This window comes from Micromonospora sp. C31 (assembly GCF_018070575.1).
Classification (GTDB): Bacteria; Actinomycetota; Actinomycetes; order Mycobacteriales; family Micromonosporaceae; genus Micromonospora.
Genome location: NZ_JAGPXN010000011.1, coordinates 150,464 through 166,299, shown reverse-complemented (window position 1 = coordinate 166,299; position 15,836 = coordinate 150,464). Strand labels below are relative to the sequence as shown.

Annotated in this window: 16 protein-coding genes and 2 tRNA genes; 8 read left to right on the top strand and 10 right to left on the bottom strand. The window is 74.5% G+C overall.

All coding sequences use genetic code 11. The features are described 5' to 3' along the window. The first annotated feature begins 10 nt into the window (after positions 1–10). Together KBX06_RS16860 and KBX06_RS16855 are read left to right on the top strand one after the other, a co-directional pair. Positions 11–829 carry an MOSC domain-containing protein gene (locus tag KBX06_RS16860; protein ID WP_210835843.1) on the top strand — a complete coding sequence of 273 codons (819 nt, stop codon included), beginning with the start codon at positions 11–13 and terminating at the stop codon, positions 827–829. A 62-nt stretch (positions 830–891) separates the two neighbouring features. After that, positions 892–1,890 carry an expansin EXLX1 family cellulose-binding protein gene (locus tag KBX06_RS16855; protein WP_210835842.1) on the top strand — a complete coding sequence of 333 codons (999 nt, stop codon included), beginning with the start codon at positions 892–894 and terminating at the stop codon, positions 1,888–1,890. A gap of 12 nt (positions 1,891–1,902) precedes the next feature. On the opposite strand, the gene KBX06_RS16850 is transcribed toward KBX06_RS16855, so the two are convergent. The 7 genes from KBX06_RS16850 to KBX06_RS16820 all read right to left on the bottom strand — a co-directional run bounded on the left by KBX06_RS16850 (position 1,903) and on the right by KBX06_RS16820 (position 6,176). Further along, positions 1,903–2,442 (bottom strand): GNAT family N-acetyltransferase, encoded by a 540-nt coding sequence (locus KBX06_RS16850; RefSeq protein ID WP_210835841.1) that lies wholly within the window; start codon positions 2,440–2,442, stop codon positions 1,903–1,905. Between the two features lie 68 nt (positions 2,443–2,510). Next, positions 2,511–2,593: transfer RNA gene (locus tag KBX06_RS16845), tRNA-Leu, on the bottom strand. 100 nt (positions 2,594–2,693) lie between these two features. Further along, the gene (gene bcp / locus KBX06_RS16840; RefSeq protein WP_210835840.1) at positions 2,694–3,170 is read right to left on the bottom strand and encodes a thioredoxin-dependent thiol peroxidase; all 477 of its coding nucleotides are present in this window, start codon (positions 3,168–3,170) and stop codon (positions 2,694–2,696) included. Further along, on the bottom strand, positions 3,167–4,324 hold the full coding sequence (locus tag KBX06_RS16835; RefSeq protein ID WP_307854659.1) for a hypothetical protein: 1,158 nt from the start codon (positions 4,322–4,324) through the stop codon (positions 3,167–3,169). The genes bcp and KBX06_RS16835 overlap by 4 nt, the downstream gene beginning before the upstream one ends. After that, positions 4,321–5,037 (bottom strand): thioredoxin domain-containing protein, encoded by a 717-nt coding sequence (locus KBX06_RS16830; protein ID WP_210835839.1) that lies wholly within the window; start codon positions 5,035–5,037, stop codon positions 4,321–4,323. The genes KBX06_RS16835 and KBX06_RS16830 overlap by 4 nt, the downstream gene beginning before the upstream one ends. After that, positions 5,030–5,554, bottom strand: a complete 525-nt coding sequence (locus tag KBX06_RS16825) for a MauE/DoxX family redox-associated membrane protein (RefSeq protein WP_210835838.1) — start codon at positions 5,552–5,554, stop codon at positions 5,030–5,032. The genes KBX06_RS16830 and KBX06_RS16825 overlap by 8 nt, the downstream gene beginning before the upstream one ends. A 31-nt stretch (positions 5,555–5,585) precedes the next feature. Next, the gene (locus KBX06_RS16820) at positions 5,586–6,176 is read right to left on the bottom strand and encodes a sigma-70 family RNA polymerase sigma factor (RefSeq protein WP_210835836.1); all 591 of its coding nucleotides are present in this window, start codon (positions 6,174–6,176) and stop codon (positions 5,586–5,588) included. 107 nt (positions 6,177–6,283) lie between these two features. Here KBX06_RS16820 and KBX06_RS16815 point away from each other — a divergent pair, with 107 nt between their 5' ends. From KBX06_RS16815 to KBX06_RS28725, 4 genes are all read left to right on the top strand, one after another. Then, entirely contained in the window at positions 6,284–6,928 is a 645-nt protein-coding gene (locus tag KBX06_RS16815; RefSeq protein ID WP_210835834.1) for a zf-HC2 domain-containing protein, read from the top strand. A gap of 75 nt (positions 6,929–7,003) precedes the next feature. Further along, positions 7,004–8,668: a copper resistance protein CopC gene (locus tag KBX06_RS16810; RefSeq protein WP_210836022.1), complete on the top strand. Its 1,665-nt coding sequence runs from the start codon at positions 7,004–7,006 to the stop codon at positions 8,666–8,668. A gap of 16 nt (positions 8,669–8,684) precedes the next feature. Then, on the top strand, positions 8,685–9,416 hold the full coding sequence (locus KBX06_RS16805) for a YcnI family protein (protein ID WP_210835832.1): 732 nt from the start codon (positions 8,685–8,687) through the stop codon (positions 9,414–9,416). A gap of 172 nt (positions 9,417–9,588) precedes the next feature. Next, positions 9,589–10,650: a hypothetical protein gene (locus tag KBX06_RS28725; protein ID WP_374225647.1), complete on the top strand. Its 1,062-nt coding sequence runs from the start codon at positions 9,589–9,591 to the stop codon at positions 10,648–10,650. Between the two features lie 27 nt (positions 10,651–10,677). On the opposite strand, the gene KBX06_RS16795 is transcribed toward KBX06_RS28725, so the two are convergent. Then, a complete protein-coding gene (locus KBX06_RS16795) occupies positions 10,678–11,946 on the bottom strand; it encodes a glycosyltransferase family 87 protein (protein ID WP_210835829.1) in 1,269 nt (422 codons plus the stop codon). A 76-nt stretch (positions 11,947–12,022) separates the two neighbouring features. Here KBX06_RS16795 and orn point away from each other — a divergent pair, with 76 nt between their 5' ends. Further along, positions 12,023–12,613 carry an oligoribonuclease gene (gene orn / locus KBX06_RS16790; RefSeq protein WP_210835827.1) on the top strand — a complete coding sequence of 197 codons (591 nt, stop codon included), beginning with the start codon at positions 12,023–12,025 and terminating at the stop codon, positions 12,611–12,613. A 112-nt stretch (positions 12,614–12,725) separates the two neighbouring features. Continuing rightward, positions 12,726–12,798: transfer RNA gene (locus KBX06_RS16785), tRNA-His, on the top strand. A gap of 50 nt (positions 12,799–12,848) precedes the next feature. On the opposite strand, the gene KBX06_RS16780 is transcribed toward KBX06_RS16785, so the two are convergent. Both KBX06_RS16780 and KBX06_RS16775 read right to left on the bottom strand, forming a co-directional pair. Beyond that, a complete protein-coding gene (locus KBX06_RS16780; RefSeq protein ID WP_210835825.1) occupies positions 12,849–14,144 on the bottom strand; it encodes an Ig-like domain-containing protein in 1,296 nt (431 codons plus the stop codon). 292 nt (positions 14,145–14,436) lie between these two features. Next, positions 14,437–15,720 (bottom strand): Ig-like domain-containing protein, encoded by a 1,284-nt coding sequence (locus KBX06_RS16775; RefSeq protein WP_210835823.1) that lies wholly within the window; start codon positions 15,718–15,720, stop codon positions 14,437–14,439. Positions 15,721–15,836 lie beyond the last annotated feature (116 nt).

Here is a 15,836-nt window from a genome sequence, read left to right as displayed (position 1 = left end):
GGGTGGTCGCATGCGGTTGAGCGCCATCCACACGTACCCCGTCAAAGGTTGTCGGCGGCTCGACCACGACCTCGCGGGCGTCGAGCCGTGGGGCCTGGCCGGCGACCGGCGCTGGATGGTCGTCGACGCCGCCGGTGTCGGCGTCACCCAGCGGGAGACCACCCGCCTGGTCGCCCTGCGCGCCACGCCGCGCGACGGCGGTCTGCTGCTGCGCGCGCAGGGGCACGACGACCTGGACGTGCCCGAGCCGGCCGGCGGCGAGCCGCTCGCGGTGCGGACCTTCCGCAACCGGAAGTTGCCGGTGCCGGCGCTCGCCGCCGGAGCGGCGGCCGACGCCTGGATCAGCGGGTTCCTGGGGCGCGCGGCCCGGCTGGTCTGGCTCGCCGGCCCGACCCGGCACATCCCGTCGGGGGACCGGGAGCACGACACCGGCGACCGGGTCAGCTTCGCCGACGCCTATCCGCTGCTGCTGGCCACCGCCGCCTCGCTGGACGCGCTCAACTCCTGGCTCGCCGAGGCCGGCGAGGAGCCCGTGCCGATGGCGCGGTTCCGCCCCAACCTGGTGGTGGAGGGCACGGCGGCCTGGGCCGAGGACGACTGGGTCGGCCGCCCGCTGCGCGTCGGCGGCCTCCGCTTCCGCGCCGCCGGGCCGTGCGAACGCTGCGTGGTCACGACCACCGACCAGGAGACGGGCGTACGCGGCAAGGAGCCGCTGCGCACCCTGGGCCGCCACCGCAACGTCCGGCAGAAGCTCCTCTTCGGCCTGCACCTCGTTCCGGCGGCGACGGGCACCATCGCGGTCGGCGACGAGCTGTCGGTGCAGGACTGAGCGGCGGAGCCACGGGCGACCGGCTTGTCCGTGGCGGCGCCGGTACGGCAGCATCGACCGACGTGACCGACGGTACCGCTCCCCCGGCCGACGTGCGTGCCCCCGGCCGACGCCGCGCTCCGCGTTCCCGGGCCCGCCGCTGGCTGGCGGCCGGTGGTGTCGCGGCGCTCGCGGCGGTGCTCGGCCTCAGCCTGGCCCTACGTTCCGGGGCGGCCCCCGCCTGTGCCGCGCCGCCCGCCCTCGCCGCGCCGCCCGCCGCCGGCGTTCCCCACGAGGGCAGGGCCACCTTCTACGACTCGAAGGGCGCCGGCGGAAACTGCTCCTACCCGGCCGCGCCCGCCAACCGGCTCTACGTGGCGTTGGGCCCCGGCGAGTACGCGGCCGGCGCGGCCTGCGGCGGGTACCTCGACGTGACCGGGCCGAGGGGCACCGTGCGGGTGCTCGTCATGGACCAGTGCCCGGAGTGCGCGGACGGGCACCTCGACCTCTCCCGGGAGGCGTTCGCCCGGATCGCCGACCCCGTGCAGGGCATCGTGCGGGTCAGCTACCGCGCGGTGGTCGACCCTCCGCTGTCCGGTCCGCTCACGTTCCGGGTCAAGGAGGGCTCTTCGCGGTGGTGGTTGGCCGTCCAGGTCGCCGGCCACGGCAACCCGCTGCGCGCCGTCGAGGTGCGGCAGGCCGGCGCCGACGGCTGGCGCCCGGCGGCGCGGGAGGACTACAACTACTGGCTCGTCGCGTCCGGCGCCGGGCCCGGCCCGTACGAGATCCGGGTCACCGACACCCGCGGGCACCGGGTCACCGCCGACGGCGTCCGGCTGGCGCCGGGGCAGGTCCAGCGCGGCACGGTCCGGATGTACGGCCGGGGCGGGGTCGCCGCGAAGCGCCCACCGTCGCCCACGCGGTCGCCCTCGGCCCGGCCCGGCCCGACCCGTACCGCCGGGCCGGTCCCGTCGGCGGTCCCGTCGTCCGCCCGGCCCCTGACGGAGGCCCGGCCCCTGCCGGACGCGGCGGTCGCGCCGCCCGCCGGGAGTTCGGCGTCGGCCCGCGGCTGCGCGGGCTGAGACGGCCTCCGGTCAGCGCGCGGTCACCGGCGGGGCGGTGAGATCCCGCCACATGAGGATCTCGTCGCGGTCGTCGCCGGCGGCGACCCGCAGCGCGCCGGGCAGCCGGCCGATCTCCCGGTACCCGAGGCGCCGGTAGAACCGGTCCAGCCCCAGCCCGTCCCGGACGGTCACGTGCAGCGCCTCCCAGCCCATCGTGCGGCCGAGGCGCTCGGCCTCGCGCATCAGCGCGGCGCCGTAACCGTGGCCCTGGGTGTCCGGGTGGACCATCACCCGCTTCAGCACGCACCAGTGCGCCTTCAGGTCGAACCGGTTGTCGCAGAAGATCAGTGCGGCGACGGGCCGCTCGCCCGCGTAGCCCACGAGGAGGCGGTCCGGCCCCTCGGCGATGCCGGCGAAGGTGGGCTCCGCCGTGGGCCGGACGTCGGCGGCGGTGACCGGTGGCACGAAACCGACCGCGCCGCCGGCGTTGGTGACGTCGACCCAGAGGGCGACGATCCGTTCCCGCAACTCGGGGGTCAGCTCGGGATCGAGGACGAAGCGCAGGTTCACCCGGTAATCCTGACCGCGCGTGCCCCGCGCCGCCCCGCGATCGTGATGTGCGCGACAGGGTGCCTCGGTGCGGGAGGGGGGATTCGAACCCCCACGTCCTTTCGGACAATAGGACCTAAACCTACCGCGGCTGCCGTTACGCCACTCCCGCCGACCCGCTGAGTCTAGAGTGTCGCGCCGCACCCGTGGTGGGCCCGGCCACGGCGTCGACCCCCGGGTGCCCGGCCGGCGCCCCGTCCGGGCCGCGAACCTCAGTCCAGCCCGAGGTCCCGGCGCAGCTTGGCGACGTGACCGGTGGCCCGGACGTTGTAGAGCGCGCGCTCGATCTTGCCGTCAGGGTCGATCACGAAGGTCGAGCGGATCACGCCGGTCACCGTCCTGCCGTACGACTGCTTCTCGCCGTACGCCCCGTAGGCGGTCAGCACGGCCCGGTCGGTGTCGGCGACCAGCGGGAAGGTGATGGCGTCGCGCTCGCGGAACTTCGCCAGCTTCTCCGGCTTGTCGGGCGAGATCCCGACGACCTCGTAGCCGGCGGCCCGGAGCGAGGCGAGCGAGTCGCGGAAGTCGCAGGCCTGCTTGGTGCAGCCGGGCGTCATCGCCGCCGGGTAGGCGTACAGGACGACCCCGCGGCCGCGCAGGTCGGCCAGCGAGAGGGTGCCGCCGGTGTCGGTGGGGAGGCTGAACTCCGGCGCGGGGTCACCGGGGGAGAGGCGGTCGGGCGCGGTCATGGCACGACCCTACCGCCGTCCCCGGCCGGCCCCGGGCGGCACGCCGCCTGACCGTCAGCGGACGAGGGCGGAGCGGGCGGTGGGGACGAGGGGTGGGGAGAGGGGCGGGCGGCGTGCAGGCGGAGGGCGCCGGCCGCGGTGGCGCCGGCACCCGCGACGAGGATCAGGGCGACCAGGGTCCGGGCCGTCGCCGCCGGCCAGGGCACCGGGGCGACGGCGCGGGCGAAGACGGCGGCGTTGGCCACCCCGGCGAAGAGCGCCAGGCAGGACCCGGCCAGCGCCAGCGCGAAGTCGGCGGCCGGCCGGCGGGCCAGCGCGAAGACCCCCGCGGCGACGGCGCCGAGCCCGGTCAGCAGCGCCCAGACCTGACCACCCAGCAGACCGACCAGCACCCCGCCCACGCCCCGCGCGCCGGCGTCCAGCTCGCGGCCCACGGTGAACACCACCGCCGCCACCCCGCCGAGCACCAGCAGCCCGCCGAGCCCGGCCAGCGCCCGCGTGCCCGGCCCGGAGCGGGCCGGCAACAGCCCGAGCGCCCCCACGGCCAGCAGCCCGACCGTGGTGACCACCCACCAGACGTACGCGTCCGGCGGCGGCACCCAGTCGAGGGTGCCGCGGATCTGCCCCGCCTCGGTGCCGGCGCGCAGCGGCACCGTCCACTCCCGCACCCGGTGCTCCCGGTCGGGGGCGGCACGCACCTGCGGCGGCGGCGCCGACTCCCGCCAGAGCACCCGCTGGTCGTGCCAGCGCACCGTGGCGGAGTCGTCGACCCGCCGCCAGTCCGGCGCGGCGGCGGGGTCCGCCTCGGCCGGCAGCCGCGTGTCCCCGGCGATGGTCCGGTTCAGGTACGTCGCGGGGGACCGGGTGTTCTCGTACACGCCGTCGGGCCCGACCCGCAGGTAGGGCTCACCGGAGTAGCCGAGCACCTCGACGGGGCTGCCGCCGGTGTTGGTCAGCTCCAGCCGCGCGCCCGCCTCGATCACCCGTACGCTCAGGCCGGCACGGGTCGGTGCGACGGCGCTCACCTCGGTGCGGTAGTTGGTGCCGTCGGGGGCGTCCGCTCCGTGCGCGGCGGCCGGCCCGGCGAACGCGACCGTCGCGGCCAGCGCGCCGGCGAGCACCAGCCCGGCGCGGGTCACCAGGTCACGGATCACCTGCCGGCCGCCTGCACCGCCGCCCTGATCCCCTCCGGGCTGCGGTCGGCGATCTCCTCGCCGTCGACCAGGATCGTCGGGGTGCTGGCGATGTTGGCCTTGCTGGCCTCCTCCGTCACGTGCTCGGTCCACGGCTTGAAGGTGCCCTCCCGCAGGCAGGAGGCGAAGCCGTCCCGGTCGAGGCCGACGCCCGCCGCGATGTCGACCAGTTCCTCGTCGCTCAGGCCCGCGCCGCCCTGCGGCGGCTGCCGGTCGAACAGCGCCCTGGCGTACTCCCGGTACCGGCCGCCCTCCGCCGCGCAGCCGGAGGCCGCCGAGGACCGGGTCGAGTACTGGGTGCTGGAGTAGCGGTTCAGGTAGGCCACCGGGTGGTAGACGACCCGGATCTTGCCCTCGCTGACGAGCTGGTCGATGGCCGGGCTGCTGGCCTGCTTGAACTGCTTGCAGGCCGGGCAGAGGAAGTCCTCGTAGACGTCGACGGTGACCGGGCCCGAGCCGGCGACGACCCCGGTGCCGGCCTCGTTCGAGCCGGTCGGCGCGGTGAAGTCGTCGGAGCGCTGGCTGGAGTAGACGCTCCAGCCGATGAGGCCGGCGACGACCAGCACCGCCACGGCGGCCACGGAGACCCAGAGCGTCCGCTTGCGTCGCCGCTCCCGGGCCAGCTGCTCGCGGACCACCCGGGCGGCGTCCTTCTGCCCCTTGCGACTACTCATCGTCGTCCTCCACGGATGCGTCCCCCGCCAGCCACCCGTCCACCGAGACGGGGGTGCGGGGCCAGATCAGCAGGAACCCGGCCAGTGCCAGGAAGCCCAGGTCCCGGAGGATCTCCGGGAGGTAGCTCGGGGTCTGGCCCGCGGCGAGCTCCCCGCCGGCGCCGAAGCAGCCGCAGTCGATGGCGAGCCCCCGGCTCCAGGCCGAGACGATGCCGGCGACGAAGACCACCAGCAGCGCCGCCGAGACACCGGCGGAGAGCCGGGTGGCCAGGCCGAGGAGCAGCAGCAGGCCCAGCGCCAGCTCGACGAAGGGCAGCGCCGCGCCGATCACCGTGGCGAGGTCGTACGGCATGACCTGGTACGCGTTGACGGCGCGGCCGGAGGCGGCCAGGTCACCGACCTTGCTGCCGCCGGCGACCAGCCACACGGTGGCCAGGCCCAGCCGGACGGCGACCCCGAGCCAGGGACGGATGGCGGGCCAGCGGGCGACCCGGCTGTGCGGTGCGGTCACGATCATTGGTCGTCCCGTCCCCGGGGGAAGTTCCCGGTCATCCGGCGAGGGCGTCGCCGACCGCCTCGACGAGGTCGTTGCGGGCCCGGGCCACCCGGGAGCGGATGGTGCCCACCGGCACCCCCTCCACCGCGGCGGCCTCGGCGTACGACAGGCCGAGCAGTTGGGTGAGCACGAACGCCGCGCGTCGCTCTGCGGGCAGCCGGCGCACCAGGTCGGCGGCGCCGAACTGGCCGGCCGGGTCCGGGTGCGGCCGGTCGGTCCAGGCGTCGGCGGCGAGCCGCTCGCCGAGCCGGCGGCGACGGACGACCGTGCGCAGGTGGTCGGCGCAGGCCCGGCGGGCGATACCCAGCAGCCAGGTGCGCGCGCTGGAGCGGCCCGCGAACGCCGGCAGCGCCCGGAACGCCCGAAGATAGGTCTCCTGGGTCAGGTCGTCGGCGGTGTCGGGATCGACCAGCGCGGCGGTGAAGCGCCACACCTCGGCCTGGGTCAGCCGGACGAACGCGGCCTGGGCGACGGGGTCCCCGTCGCGGGCGGCGAGGGCCCACTCGGTCGCCGACTCCCGTGCGGCGGCACCCGCGTCACCGGTCGGGCTGGCGGCGGGGGTCTCGCGCGGGGCGGGGATCACGACAGTCCAGGTTACGCCGCGGCGCCGGGCCCGGGAGGGTCCTTCGGCCCTTCCATGGCCTGCGCCACCTCGGGAACTATTCGCGTACGCCACGCGACTACCCCCACATGACATGCGACGACGTACGCGCGGCGCTGTCGGCGCGGCTGGACGGCGAGGACCCGCTGGCGGCGCCGGCGGTGCTGGACGCGCACGCGCAGAGCTGCCCCGGCTGCCGGGCCTGGCTGGCCAGGGCCGAGCAGGTGACCCGGCTGGTGCGGGTGCGGGCGGTGGCGGTGCCGGACCTGACCGCGTCGGTGCTGGCGGCGGTCGCCGCCGATCCACTCTCGGCGGGACGCACCCGGGCGGCGGCGCGGGCGGCCCGCCGGCAGGTGCTGCGGGTGGCCGTCGCGGTGGCCGCGGTCGCCCAGCTGTCGATCGCCCTGCCGGTGCTGCTCGCCGGGCTGGGCGTGACCGTCGATCCGCACACCAGCCGCGAGATGGCCTCCTTCGACGTGGCGCTGGCCGTCGGCTTCGCGCTGGCCGCCTGGCGGCCCGAGCGGGCCCGCGCGTTCGTGCCGGTGGCGCTGGTGCTGGCGGTCTGCCTGGCCGGCACCAGCGCGGTGGACATCGCGAACTCGACGACCGCCCTGGTGCACGAGCTCGGTCATCTGGCCGCCGTGGTGCAGGCGGGGCTGCTGTGGGCGCTGGGTCGGGTCAGCGACGAGCCGGGCCGCCGGCCGTCGGCCGTACTCCTGGCCCGTCATGGCTGACGCCGCGCCGACGGTTCCGGCCGGCCCGGTGCCGGGCATGGCGGGAGTCGCGCCGGACCGGTCGGATTGGAGAGCATTGCCGGCATGAGTGTCGCCAACCGCCGCCGAATCGCCCGGCTGATCGCCACCGTCGCCCTGCTGGTCACCGCCGTCGCCCTGCTGATCGCCCCCGCCGGTCCCGCCAGCGCCCACGCGGTGCTGGTCAGCAGCAGCCCGATCGCCTCGGCCGTGGTGTCGGACGCGCCGTCGGAGGTCGTGCTCACGTTCAGCGAGTCCGTGCGCAGGGTGCCCGGCAAGATCCGGGTGATCGCACCGGACGGCTCCCGCGCCGACCGCGGCGAACCGACCTTCCAGGGCACCGTGGTCACCGTCCCGGTCGACGCCGCCGGGGCACGCGGCACCTACCTGGTCAGCTACCGGGTGATCTCCGCCGACAGCCACCCCGTCTCGGGCGCGTTCACCTACTCGGTCGGCGCACCCTCGACGCCCCCGGTCGACAGCGGGGACGACAGTCGGGCCGATCCGGTCGTCTCCAACGCGGTCAAGGTCGCCAAGTACGCCGGCTACGCCGGCCTGCTGCTGCTCGTCGGCTCGGCACTGGTGCTCGCCGCGCTCTGGCCCCGGCGGCTGCCCCGGCGGGGCCCGGCCCGCCTGGCCTGGGCGGGGCTCGGCCTGCTGGCGGTCGCCACGGTGGCGAACCTCCTGCTCCAGGTGCCCTACACCGCCGGCGGCGGCGTGTCCGACGTGACGGGCGAGGGGCTCAGCGACGTGCTGGGCAGCTCCTTCGGCGCCGCGCACCTGGTCCGGCTGGGTCTGTTGGCCGCGGCGGCGTTCCTGCTCCGGCCCCTGACGGCGGGGCCGGTCGAGCGGAGCGACCTGGTCATCCTGGGCGTGCTCGCGACGGCGGCGCTGGTGACCTGGCCACTGGCCGGGCATCCGGCGGCCTCGCCCGCCCCGGCGGTCTCCGTGGTCGTCGACGCCGTCCACCTGGGCGGCATGGCGGTCTGGATGGGCGGGCTCGTGATGCTCGCCGTCTTCCTGCTGCCCCGGGCCGACGAGCGGGAGTTGGGCGCGATCCTGCCGATCTGGTCGCGCTGGGCGGCGCTGGCCGTCTCGGCACTGCTGCTCGCCGGCACGGTGCAGGCGCTGATCGAGGTGGCCACCCCCCGCGCGCTGGTCGACACCACCTACGGGCGGCTGGTGCTGGGCAAGATCGGGCTCTTCGTGCTGGTGATCGCGGTGGCCGCGTACTCCCGGCAGTTGGTGCGGCGGCGCACCGCGGCCGGCCGGCCGACGTCGATGCGGCGGGCGGTGTGGGCGGAACTGGCGATCACGGCGGTGGTCCTCGGCCTGTCCGCCGTCCTGGTGCAGACCACCCCCGCCCGTACCGCCGGCGCCGACGTGACCAACTCGACGGGCGGCTTCTTCTCCACGACGCTCTCCAGCCCCAACTACTCGCTCCAGGTCGAGCTGGACCCGGCCGAGCGGGGCAACAACACCGTGCACTTCTACGCGTACACGAAGGACAACCGGCCCCAGCCGGTGGTGGAGTGGCGGGCCACGGTCGCCCTGCCGGCGGCGGGGATCGAGCCGATCCAGGTCCCGTTGCTGCCGCTGACCGACAACCACGCCACCGGCGAGATCACCTTCCCCGCGGCGGGGGAGTGGCAGTTGCGCATCACCGTCCGCACCTCGGACATCGACCAGGCCACGGTGACCGCCACCGTGCCGATCAGGTAACAGGAAGGCTCGCACCATGATCCGTCACCGGCGTACCGCAAGCGCCGTCGCCGCCCTGGCGCTCGGCGCCGTCGCCACCGCCGTCCTCGGCTTCGCGGCGCCCGCCTCGGCTCACGTCACGGTCAACCCGCAGGAGGCCTCCCAGGGCGGCTACGGCCGGTTCGCCTTCCGGGTGCCGAACGAGAGCGACACGGCCTCCACCACGAAGCTGGAGGTGGTGCTGCCGGAGAACGCGCCGGTCGGCTCCGTGTCGACCATGCCGGTGCCCGGCTGGACGGTGACGGTGCAGAAGCGCAAGGTGGACCCGCCGGTCGAGGTGCACGGCAGCCAGCTCAGCGAGGTCGTCTCCAGGCTCACCTGGACGGCCACCGGGGATGCGGGGGTCGAGCCCGGCCAGTTCCAGGAGTTCCCGGTCTCGATGGGGCCGCTGCCGCAGGTCGAGACGATGGTCTTCAAGGCGTTGCAGACCTACTCCGACGGCAACGTGCAGCGGTGGATCGAGGAGCCGCTCCCCGGCGGCGAGGAGCCGGAGAGCCCCGCCCCGGTGCTCGCCCTGACAGCGGCCGCACCGTCGACCGCCCCCACCGGCGCCGCCGCCCCGCAGGCCGACGACGACGATGACGACGCCACGAGCGACGGCGTGGCCACCGGGCTCGCGATCGCCGGTCTGGTCGCCGGCGTGGGCGGCCTGTTGCTCGGCGGGCTCGCCTTCTCGCGTACGCGGCGGGCGCCGACGTCCTCGCAGTGACGCACCCGGTACCGCCCGCCGGCCCGTCGGACCATCCGGCGGGCCGGCCGCCTTCCGGCCGGCCGCCTTCCGGCCGGCCGCCTTCCGGGCCCGTGCCGCCGATATCCGCTGATCAGCCGTCCCGCATCGGTAAGGTCGGCCGGGTATCCGGCTACGGAGGGGGACGAGGCGAATGCGGTTCGTGCGGGTGCTCGCCGCCATGCTGCTGCTGACGGTCGGGATCATGGCGCTGCTCGCCGGCGGGGCGCTCGCGCTGCTCGCCCGGCAGGCCGATCCCGGCGGCGCCTTCAGCGCCCGGTTCGAGACCGTGCAGACCCCGGGCCACGCGGTGGTCGTCCGGGACGTCGACGAGCTGCTTCGGGCCGAGGCGCCGTTCGCCCGCGCCGGGCAGGCCCGGCTCCGGCTGGACGCCCGCACCGCCGACGGCCCGGCCTTCGTCGGGCTGGCCCCCGCCGACGAGGTGCGGCGTTGGCTCGACCCGGTCCCGCACGCCGAGTTGCGCCGGGTGGCGTTGGCCCGGGGGCCGCTGCCGGTCCGGCTGGAGCCCGCCGGACCCGCGCCGTCCGCCGCTGTGTCGCCCGCCGCCGCTCCCGCGCCGATCGGGCGGCCCTTCTGGGTACGCGAGGGGATCGGCGGGCTGGAGTGGACCCCGGCGGAGCTGGCCGACCGGCGGCTGAGCCTGGTGGTGATGCGCCCCGACGGGCGGGCCGACCTGACCCTGGAACTGCGCGCGGGGCTGCGCGCCGGCTGGACCGCCCCGGCGACTGCCGGGCTGCTGGCCGGCGGGCTGCTGGCGGTGGTGCTGGCCCTGCTCCTGCTGCGCCCGGTGCGCCCCCGCGAGGTGGTCTTCGTGGTCGAGCCCGACCAGGTGCCGGTGCTCGCCGGCCGCCTCGGGGTGACCTCGCTGAGCGGTCTCGGCGCGCAGCCGACCAGGGACAGCGACCGGTCCCACGTCGCCGGGCGTCAGCTCGCCTCGGTCGGCGCCGCCGCGCCGGGGGCCCGACCGGCGATCGGGCCGGTGCCCGCCCGCCGCCCCGCGACGCTCGCCGATCTCGCCGGCGACGACCCGGCGCTCCGGCCGCCCGAGGTGAACCTCACGCTGGCCTGGCCGCCCGTCGCCCCTGCGGAGACGGCCGACCCGGTCGTCCCGGACGACGAACGGCCCTCCGCGCTGCCGACGCGGAGGGCCGTTCCCACCGGGGGATCGGTGCTACCCGAGAGACGTCCGAGGTAGTTGCGACCAGATTAGCGATGAAGGGCGCTACTTGGGAAGACTGTCCAATTGATGCGACTTTTCGCACCTGCGGCGCACCGGCAGGGTCACCAGCAGCAGCAGGCTCAGCAGCACGTACGTGTTGCGCACCAGGAACTCACCCGGCGAGTCCGTGCGCACCGGGGCGATCCCCCAGTCGTGGAAGGTCACCACCCCGTACACGATGAGGGTGGAGGTGCCGACGGCGAGTGCCGCCAGCCGACGCCGCCGGCGGACGCCCTCGCCGGTCGCGGGGTCGGCGCTCAGCGCCGCGTCCACCAGGACCACGACCGCCGGGATGAACCAGTAGATGTGGTGGGTCCAGGTGATGGGGCTGATCAGCGCGCCGACCAGCCCGGTGAGGGCGAGGCCGGCGATCGCGTCCCCCTCGCGGGCGGCCCGCGCCGCGCGCCACAGGCCGTACCCCGCGACGACGGCGACCAACAGCAGCCAGATCAGCTGGTTGGGCTTCTCGGGCGCGGTGATGCGGCTGAGCAGGCCGAACAGCGACTGGTTGCCGGTGTAGTCGGTGCGGCCGACCCGGTCGGTCGCCCACAGCTCGTCGGTCCAGAACCGCCACGAGTCGCGCGGTGCGAGCGCCCCGGCGAGCAGGGTCGCCACGGCCGCCGTCATGCTCGCCACCGCTGCCGCCCGCCACCGGCGGGTGACCAGCAGGTAGACGATGAAGATGCCCGGGAAGAGCTTGAGCGCCGTCGCCAGGCCGATGCCCACGCCGGCCCACCGGCCCGCCCGGGGTACGGCGAAGAGCAGGTCCGCCAGGATCAGCACGACCAGCAGCATGTTGATCTGACCGAAGGTGATCGTCTCGCGGGTGCTCTCGACGGCCAGCACCAGCAGGACGGCCACGGTGAGGCTGAACACACGGGGCAGGCCGTGCCGGGCGATCACCGGCGCGAGCAGCCACCGGGTGGTGACCACCACCGCCACCACCGTCAGGACCGTGAAGATCGCCACGGTGGCACCCAACGGCAGCAGCGCGAACGGACGCAGCAGCAGGGCGCTGAACGGCGGGTAGGTGAAGTAGAGCTCGCCCTGCACCCGGTCCGGCTGCGCGTAGTCGTAGAGCGGGTGCCCGGCCGACCACCAGTCCATCGCCCGCATGTAGATCTTCAGGTCGAAGAAGTCGTGCACCAGCCCGGGCAGGTAGAGCGCCGGCAGCACGGCGGCCAGCGCCAACACGGCGACGAGCCGACGGACCGTACGGCCACCGGGGTCGTCGTCGGCGACGGCGGGCGGTGCTGCGGGTTCGGCTGGCACGCAGGAAACCCTAGCGGTCACCTCGCGCGCCGGTGCGCGGGCGCGCGGCCGGACGGGCTGCGCGTAGGCTGTCCCGGTGGCTGATCTTCTCGTCTGGATCGACTGTGAGATGACCGGGTTGGACCTCGGCAGCGACAAGCTGATCGAGGTCGCCGCGCTCGTCACCGATCCCGACCTCAACGTGCTCGGGAACGGCGTCGACGTGGTGATCCACGCCGACGAGGCGGCGCTGGAGGCGATGCCGGAGATCGTGGCGACGATGCACGCCAAGTCGGGGCTGACCGAGGAGGTCCGGCGCTCGACGGTGACTCTCGCCGAGGCCGAGGACATGGTCCTGGACTACGTCGCCAGCCACGTCAAGGACCCGCGCACCGCCCCGCTGTGCGGCAACTCGATCGCCACCGACCGGGGCTTCATCACCCGGGACATGCCGCGCCTCGACGCGCACCTGCACTACCGGATGATCGACGTCTCGTCGATCAAGGAGCTGTGCCGCCGCTGGTACCCCCGGGTGTACTTCGGCCAGCCGCAGAAGGGGCTCGCGCACCGGGCCCTGGCCGACATCCGGGAGAGCATCCGAGAGCTGGAGTACTACCGGCGGACCCTCTTCGTGCCCCTGCCCGGGCCGGACGTGGAGACCGCCAAGGCGATCGCCGCCGAGCTCTGATCCGGCCCGGCGGAACCCGCTGGACGCGGCGGGCGGGGGTGGGGCTATCATTGGTCCGCACCCCGCCCGGGGCGATCGACCGGGCGCGGATCCATCGGGTGTGAACGGCATGGTGGCTGTAGCTCAGTTGGCAGAGCACCGGGTTGTGGTCCCGGTTGTCGTGGGTTCAATTCCCATCAGTCACCCGGTGACCGAAGGCCCCCTCCTCGCGGAGGGGGCCTTCGGCGTTCCGGGCTCAGCTGGTCGGGGTGACCGTGGGCTCGCCGCTCGCCTCCGGGGCGGCGTCGCTCGGCGGCTCGTACGGCAGGGCGCTGCCCTCGACGTACTGCTCCCAGCTCATGTTCCAGTCGGTCCAGCCGTTGCCGTTCTGGAGCCTGCGCTCGGTGCCCTTGACGGTGATCGGGTCCCCGACGCGGGTGTTGGCGAACAGCCAGGCGCCGTTGGCCATCGAGACGTTGACGCAGCCGTGCGAGACGTTGACCCGGCCCTGCTGCCCCTCCGACCAGGGCGCGGCGTGGATGAACTCGCCGCCCCAGGTCAGCCGCTGGGCATAGTCGATCTTGGTGCGGTAGCCCTCCTCGGGGCCCAGCTCCTCGAAGGTGTCGAAGACCGTCTTGCGCAGCTTCTCGATGACCACCATCGTGCCGCTGGAGGACGGGGTGCTCTTCTTGCCGAGACTGACCGGGATGGTCTTGATCACAGAGCCGTTCCTCGTGACCGTCATCCGCTTGGTCCTGTTGTCCACCGTCATGACCACCGCCGGGCCGATCCTGATGCCGACGCTGAGGTCCGCCCGGCCGTACCAGCCGTCGCCCAGCGGCAGGCCGCCGGCCTGGACCCGGTAGGTGACCTCGCTGCCGGCCCGCCAGAACTCCTTCGGGCGGTAGCGGATCTCGGTCGGGCTGACCCAGTGCCAGATGCCCTCCTGTGCCGGTGAGGAGGTGACCGTCATCCGGCTCTGCACGTCGTCGCGGTAGTCCGGCGGCACGGCCCGGCTGAACTTGACGATCAGCGGCATCCCGATGCCGACGACCTGGTCGTCACCGAGGAAGCTGCTGATCCGGACCTGGTTGCCGGGCTTCGCCATGGTGGTGAAGGTGCTGGTCGCCGTGGCCGGCCGGCCGTCGTCGCCGGTCGCGGTCACCGTCGCGGTGTACGTCTCGGCGTACTTCAGCGCGGCGGTCGGCAGCCAGCTCTTCCCGTCGGCCGCCAGCTCGCCCTCGACGGCCGCGCCGGCGGAGTCCTTCAGCTCGACGCTGGTCTCCTCGGCCTCCGTGGCCGTGAAGGTGATGCCGGTCGACGCCGGTACGTCCTTCGCGTCGGCCTTGGGCTCGACGATGGTGGCCGCCGCCTTCGGCGCGGCGGGCTGGTCGGCACCGTCCTGCCAGCCCGAAGACTTGCCCCCGCCACCGTCGGTGCAGCCGGCGGCCAGCGCGAGCGTCACGGCGAGCACGGCCGCCGCGAACCCGCGGCGCCGGCCGTCCCGCCGGTCGTCTCCGCGCCGGATCAGCTGGTTGTGGACAGCTCGCATGATTTCCTCACAGTTGTGGTCCCCAGTTGCCCATCGTCCCTCACTGACGCGTCAGGACAGGTACCCGTTCCGGAAGGTGAACCGGAACACGCCGTACGGGATGTCCGGATGTTGATAGCATCCGGGCTTTCCCGAGACCGGCTCGCGTCCCCGACCTTCGGTGGCCGCGCCCGCGCCCGGAAGCGGGCTCGGCTGGCGGCGCCGGCCCCGGGGCCGGGTCGCGGCGGGCCCACGAAGACGGCGACCGACCCGCGGGCGCGGGCCGGTCGCCGGATCGACGGTGGGGCGTCGCTCAGAAGGCCGAGCCCTCCCCGGCCTCGGGCACCGGCACGGCGCTGCCCTTGACGAACTCGGACCAGCTCAGGCTCCACGCCGTCCAGCCGTTGCCCGGCGCCAGCCTGCGTTCGGTGCCCTTGATGGTGATCGGGTCGCCCACCCTGGTCTTTCCGAACAGCCAGCGGGCGTTCGCCATGGAGATGTTGACGCAGCCGTGCGAGACGTTCTGCCGGCCCTGCACGTGCTCCGACCAGGGCGCCGCGTGGATGTACTCGCCGCCCCAGGTCAGCCGCTGCGCGAAGTCGATCTCAGTGACGTAGCGGTTCGCCGGATCCGGATCGTCACGGGTGTCGAAGACCGTCGACTCCTTCTTCTCCATCACGACCATCGTGCCGCTGGAGGAGGGGGTCTTCTTCTTGCCCAGGCTCACCGGCAGGGTGCGCACCACCTGGCCGTCCTCGTACACCGTCATCTTCTTGGTGGCGTTGTCCACCTTCATCTCGAAGGCCCGGCCGATCTTGGCGGTCGCCGACCGGTCGACGTTGCCGTAGCGGCCGTTGCTCAGCGGGATGCCGGCCAGCGCGATCCGGACGGTGAGCGTGGTGCCGGGCTGCCAGTACTCCGGCGCCCGGTAGTAGGCCTGGGTGCCGTTCTCCACCCAGTGCCAGGCTCCCGGCTGCGGCGGATCGGTCTGCACGAACATGCGCCGCTGCACCGCCGCCCGGTCCTTCTTCGGGATCCCCGGGTGGAACTCGGTCACCACCGGCATCGCCACGCCGTAGGTCTTGTCGTCGAAGAGGTAGAGACCGGAGCTGATCATCGACTTGGGCTTCGCCATCGTCGTGAAGGTGCTCGTGCCCTGGCTGGTCACCCCGTCGGCGCCCGTGGCGGTGACCGTGGCCGTGTAACGGGTGCCGTACTTCAGCGGCTTCGACGGCACCCAGGACGAGCCGTCGGCGCGCAGGCGCCCCTCGACCCGGCTGCCGTCGGCGGTCAGCGTGACGCTGGCCACCTTCCCGCCCCCGGGCACCTCGGCGCTGATCTCGGAGCTGACCGGCCTGTTCTTCTCCCCGTCGGCCGGGCTCACCGGCAACGGCGGCCCGCTCGGCGCCGCCGGGGTGCCCGGCTCCGCCGGCGTACCCGGCGCATCAGGCGCACCCGGTGCGGCGGACGCGGTCGGCGCGGTGCCGCCGACGAACTCCGCCTGCTTCTTCTGCTCCGTGTCGCAGCCCGTCAGAGCCAGCGACGCCACCAGGCCGAGGGCGCCCACCATCGCCCCGGCCCGCGCGAACATGCCCATCCCCACCTCTGTTCTCGCGTACCTGGCGCACATCGTGCCGCATCGGCGCCCCTTGTCCGCCCCCTGTCGTTGTCAGCTCAGCCTTTTTGGGGGAGTTTGACCGTTAAGCTTGGCCG

Bases quoted from the DNA above. Each gene is read 5' to 3' on its own strand.
- KBX06_RS16775 (WP_210835823.1), bottom strand. From the start codon at position 15,720: ATGGGCATGTTCGCGCGGGCCGGGGCGATGGTGGGCGCCCTCGGCCTG.
- KBX06_RS16825 (WP_210835838.1), bottom strand. From the start codon at position 5,554: ATGATCGTGACCGCACCGCACAGCCGGGTCGCCCGCTGGCCCGCCATC.
- KBX06_RS28725 (WP_374225647.1), top strand. From the start codon at position 9,589: ATGCGGTTCGTGCGGGTGCTCGCCGCCATGCTGCTGCTGACGGTCGGG.
- bcp (WP_210835840.1), bottom strand. From the start codon at position 3,170: ATGACCGCGCCCGACCGCCTCTCCCCCGGTGACCCCGCGCCGGAGTTC.
- KBX06_RS16860 (WP_210835843.1), top strand. From the start codon at position 11: ATGCGGTTGAGCGCCATCCACACGTACCCCGTCAAAGGTTGTCGGCGG.
- KBX06_RS16780 (WP_210835825.1), bottom strand. From the start codon at position 14,144: ATGCGAGCTGTCCACAACCAGCTGATCCGGCGCGGAGACGACCGGCGG.
- KBX06_RS16805 (WP_210835832.1), top strand. From the start codon at position 8,685: ATGATCCGTCACCGGCGTACCGCAAGCGCCGTCGCCGCCCTGGCGCTC.
- KBX06_RS16830 (WP_210835839.1), bottom strand. From the start codon at position 5,037: ATGAGTAGTCGCAAGGGGCAGAAGGACGCCGCCCGGGTGGTCCGCGAG.
- KBX06_RS16815 (WP_210835834.1), top strand. From the start codon at position 6,284: ATGACATGCGACGACGTACGCGCGGCGCTGTCGGCGCGGCTGGACGGC.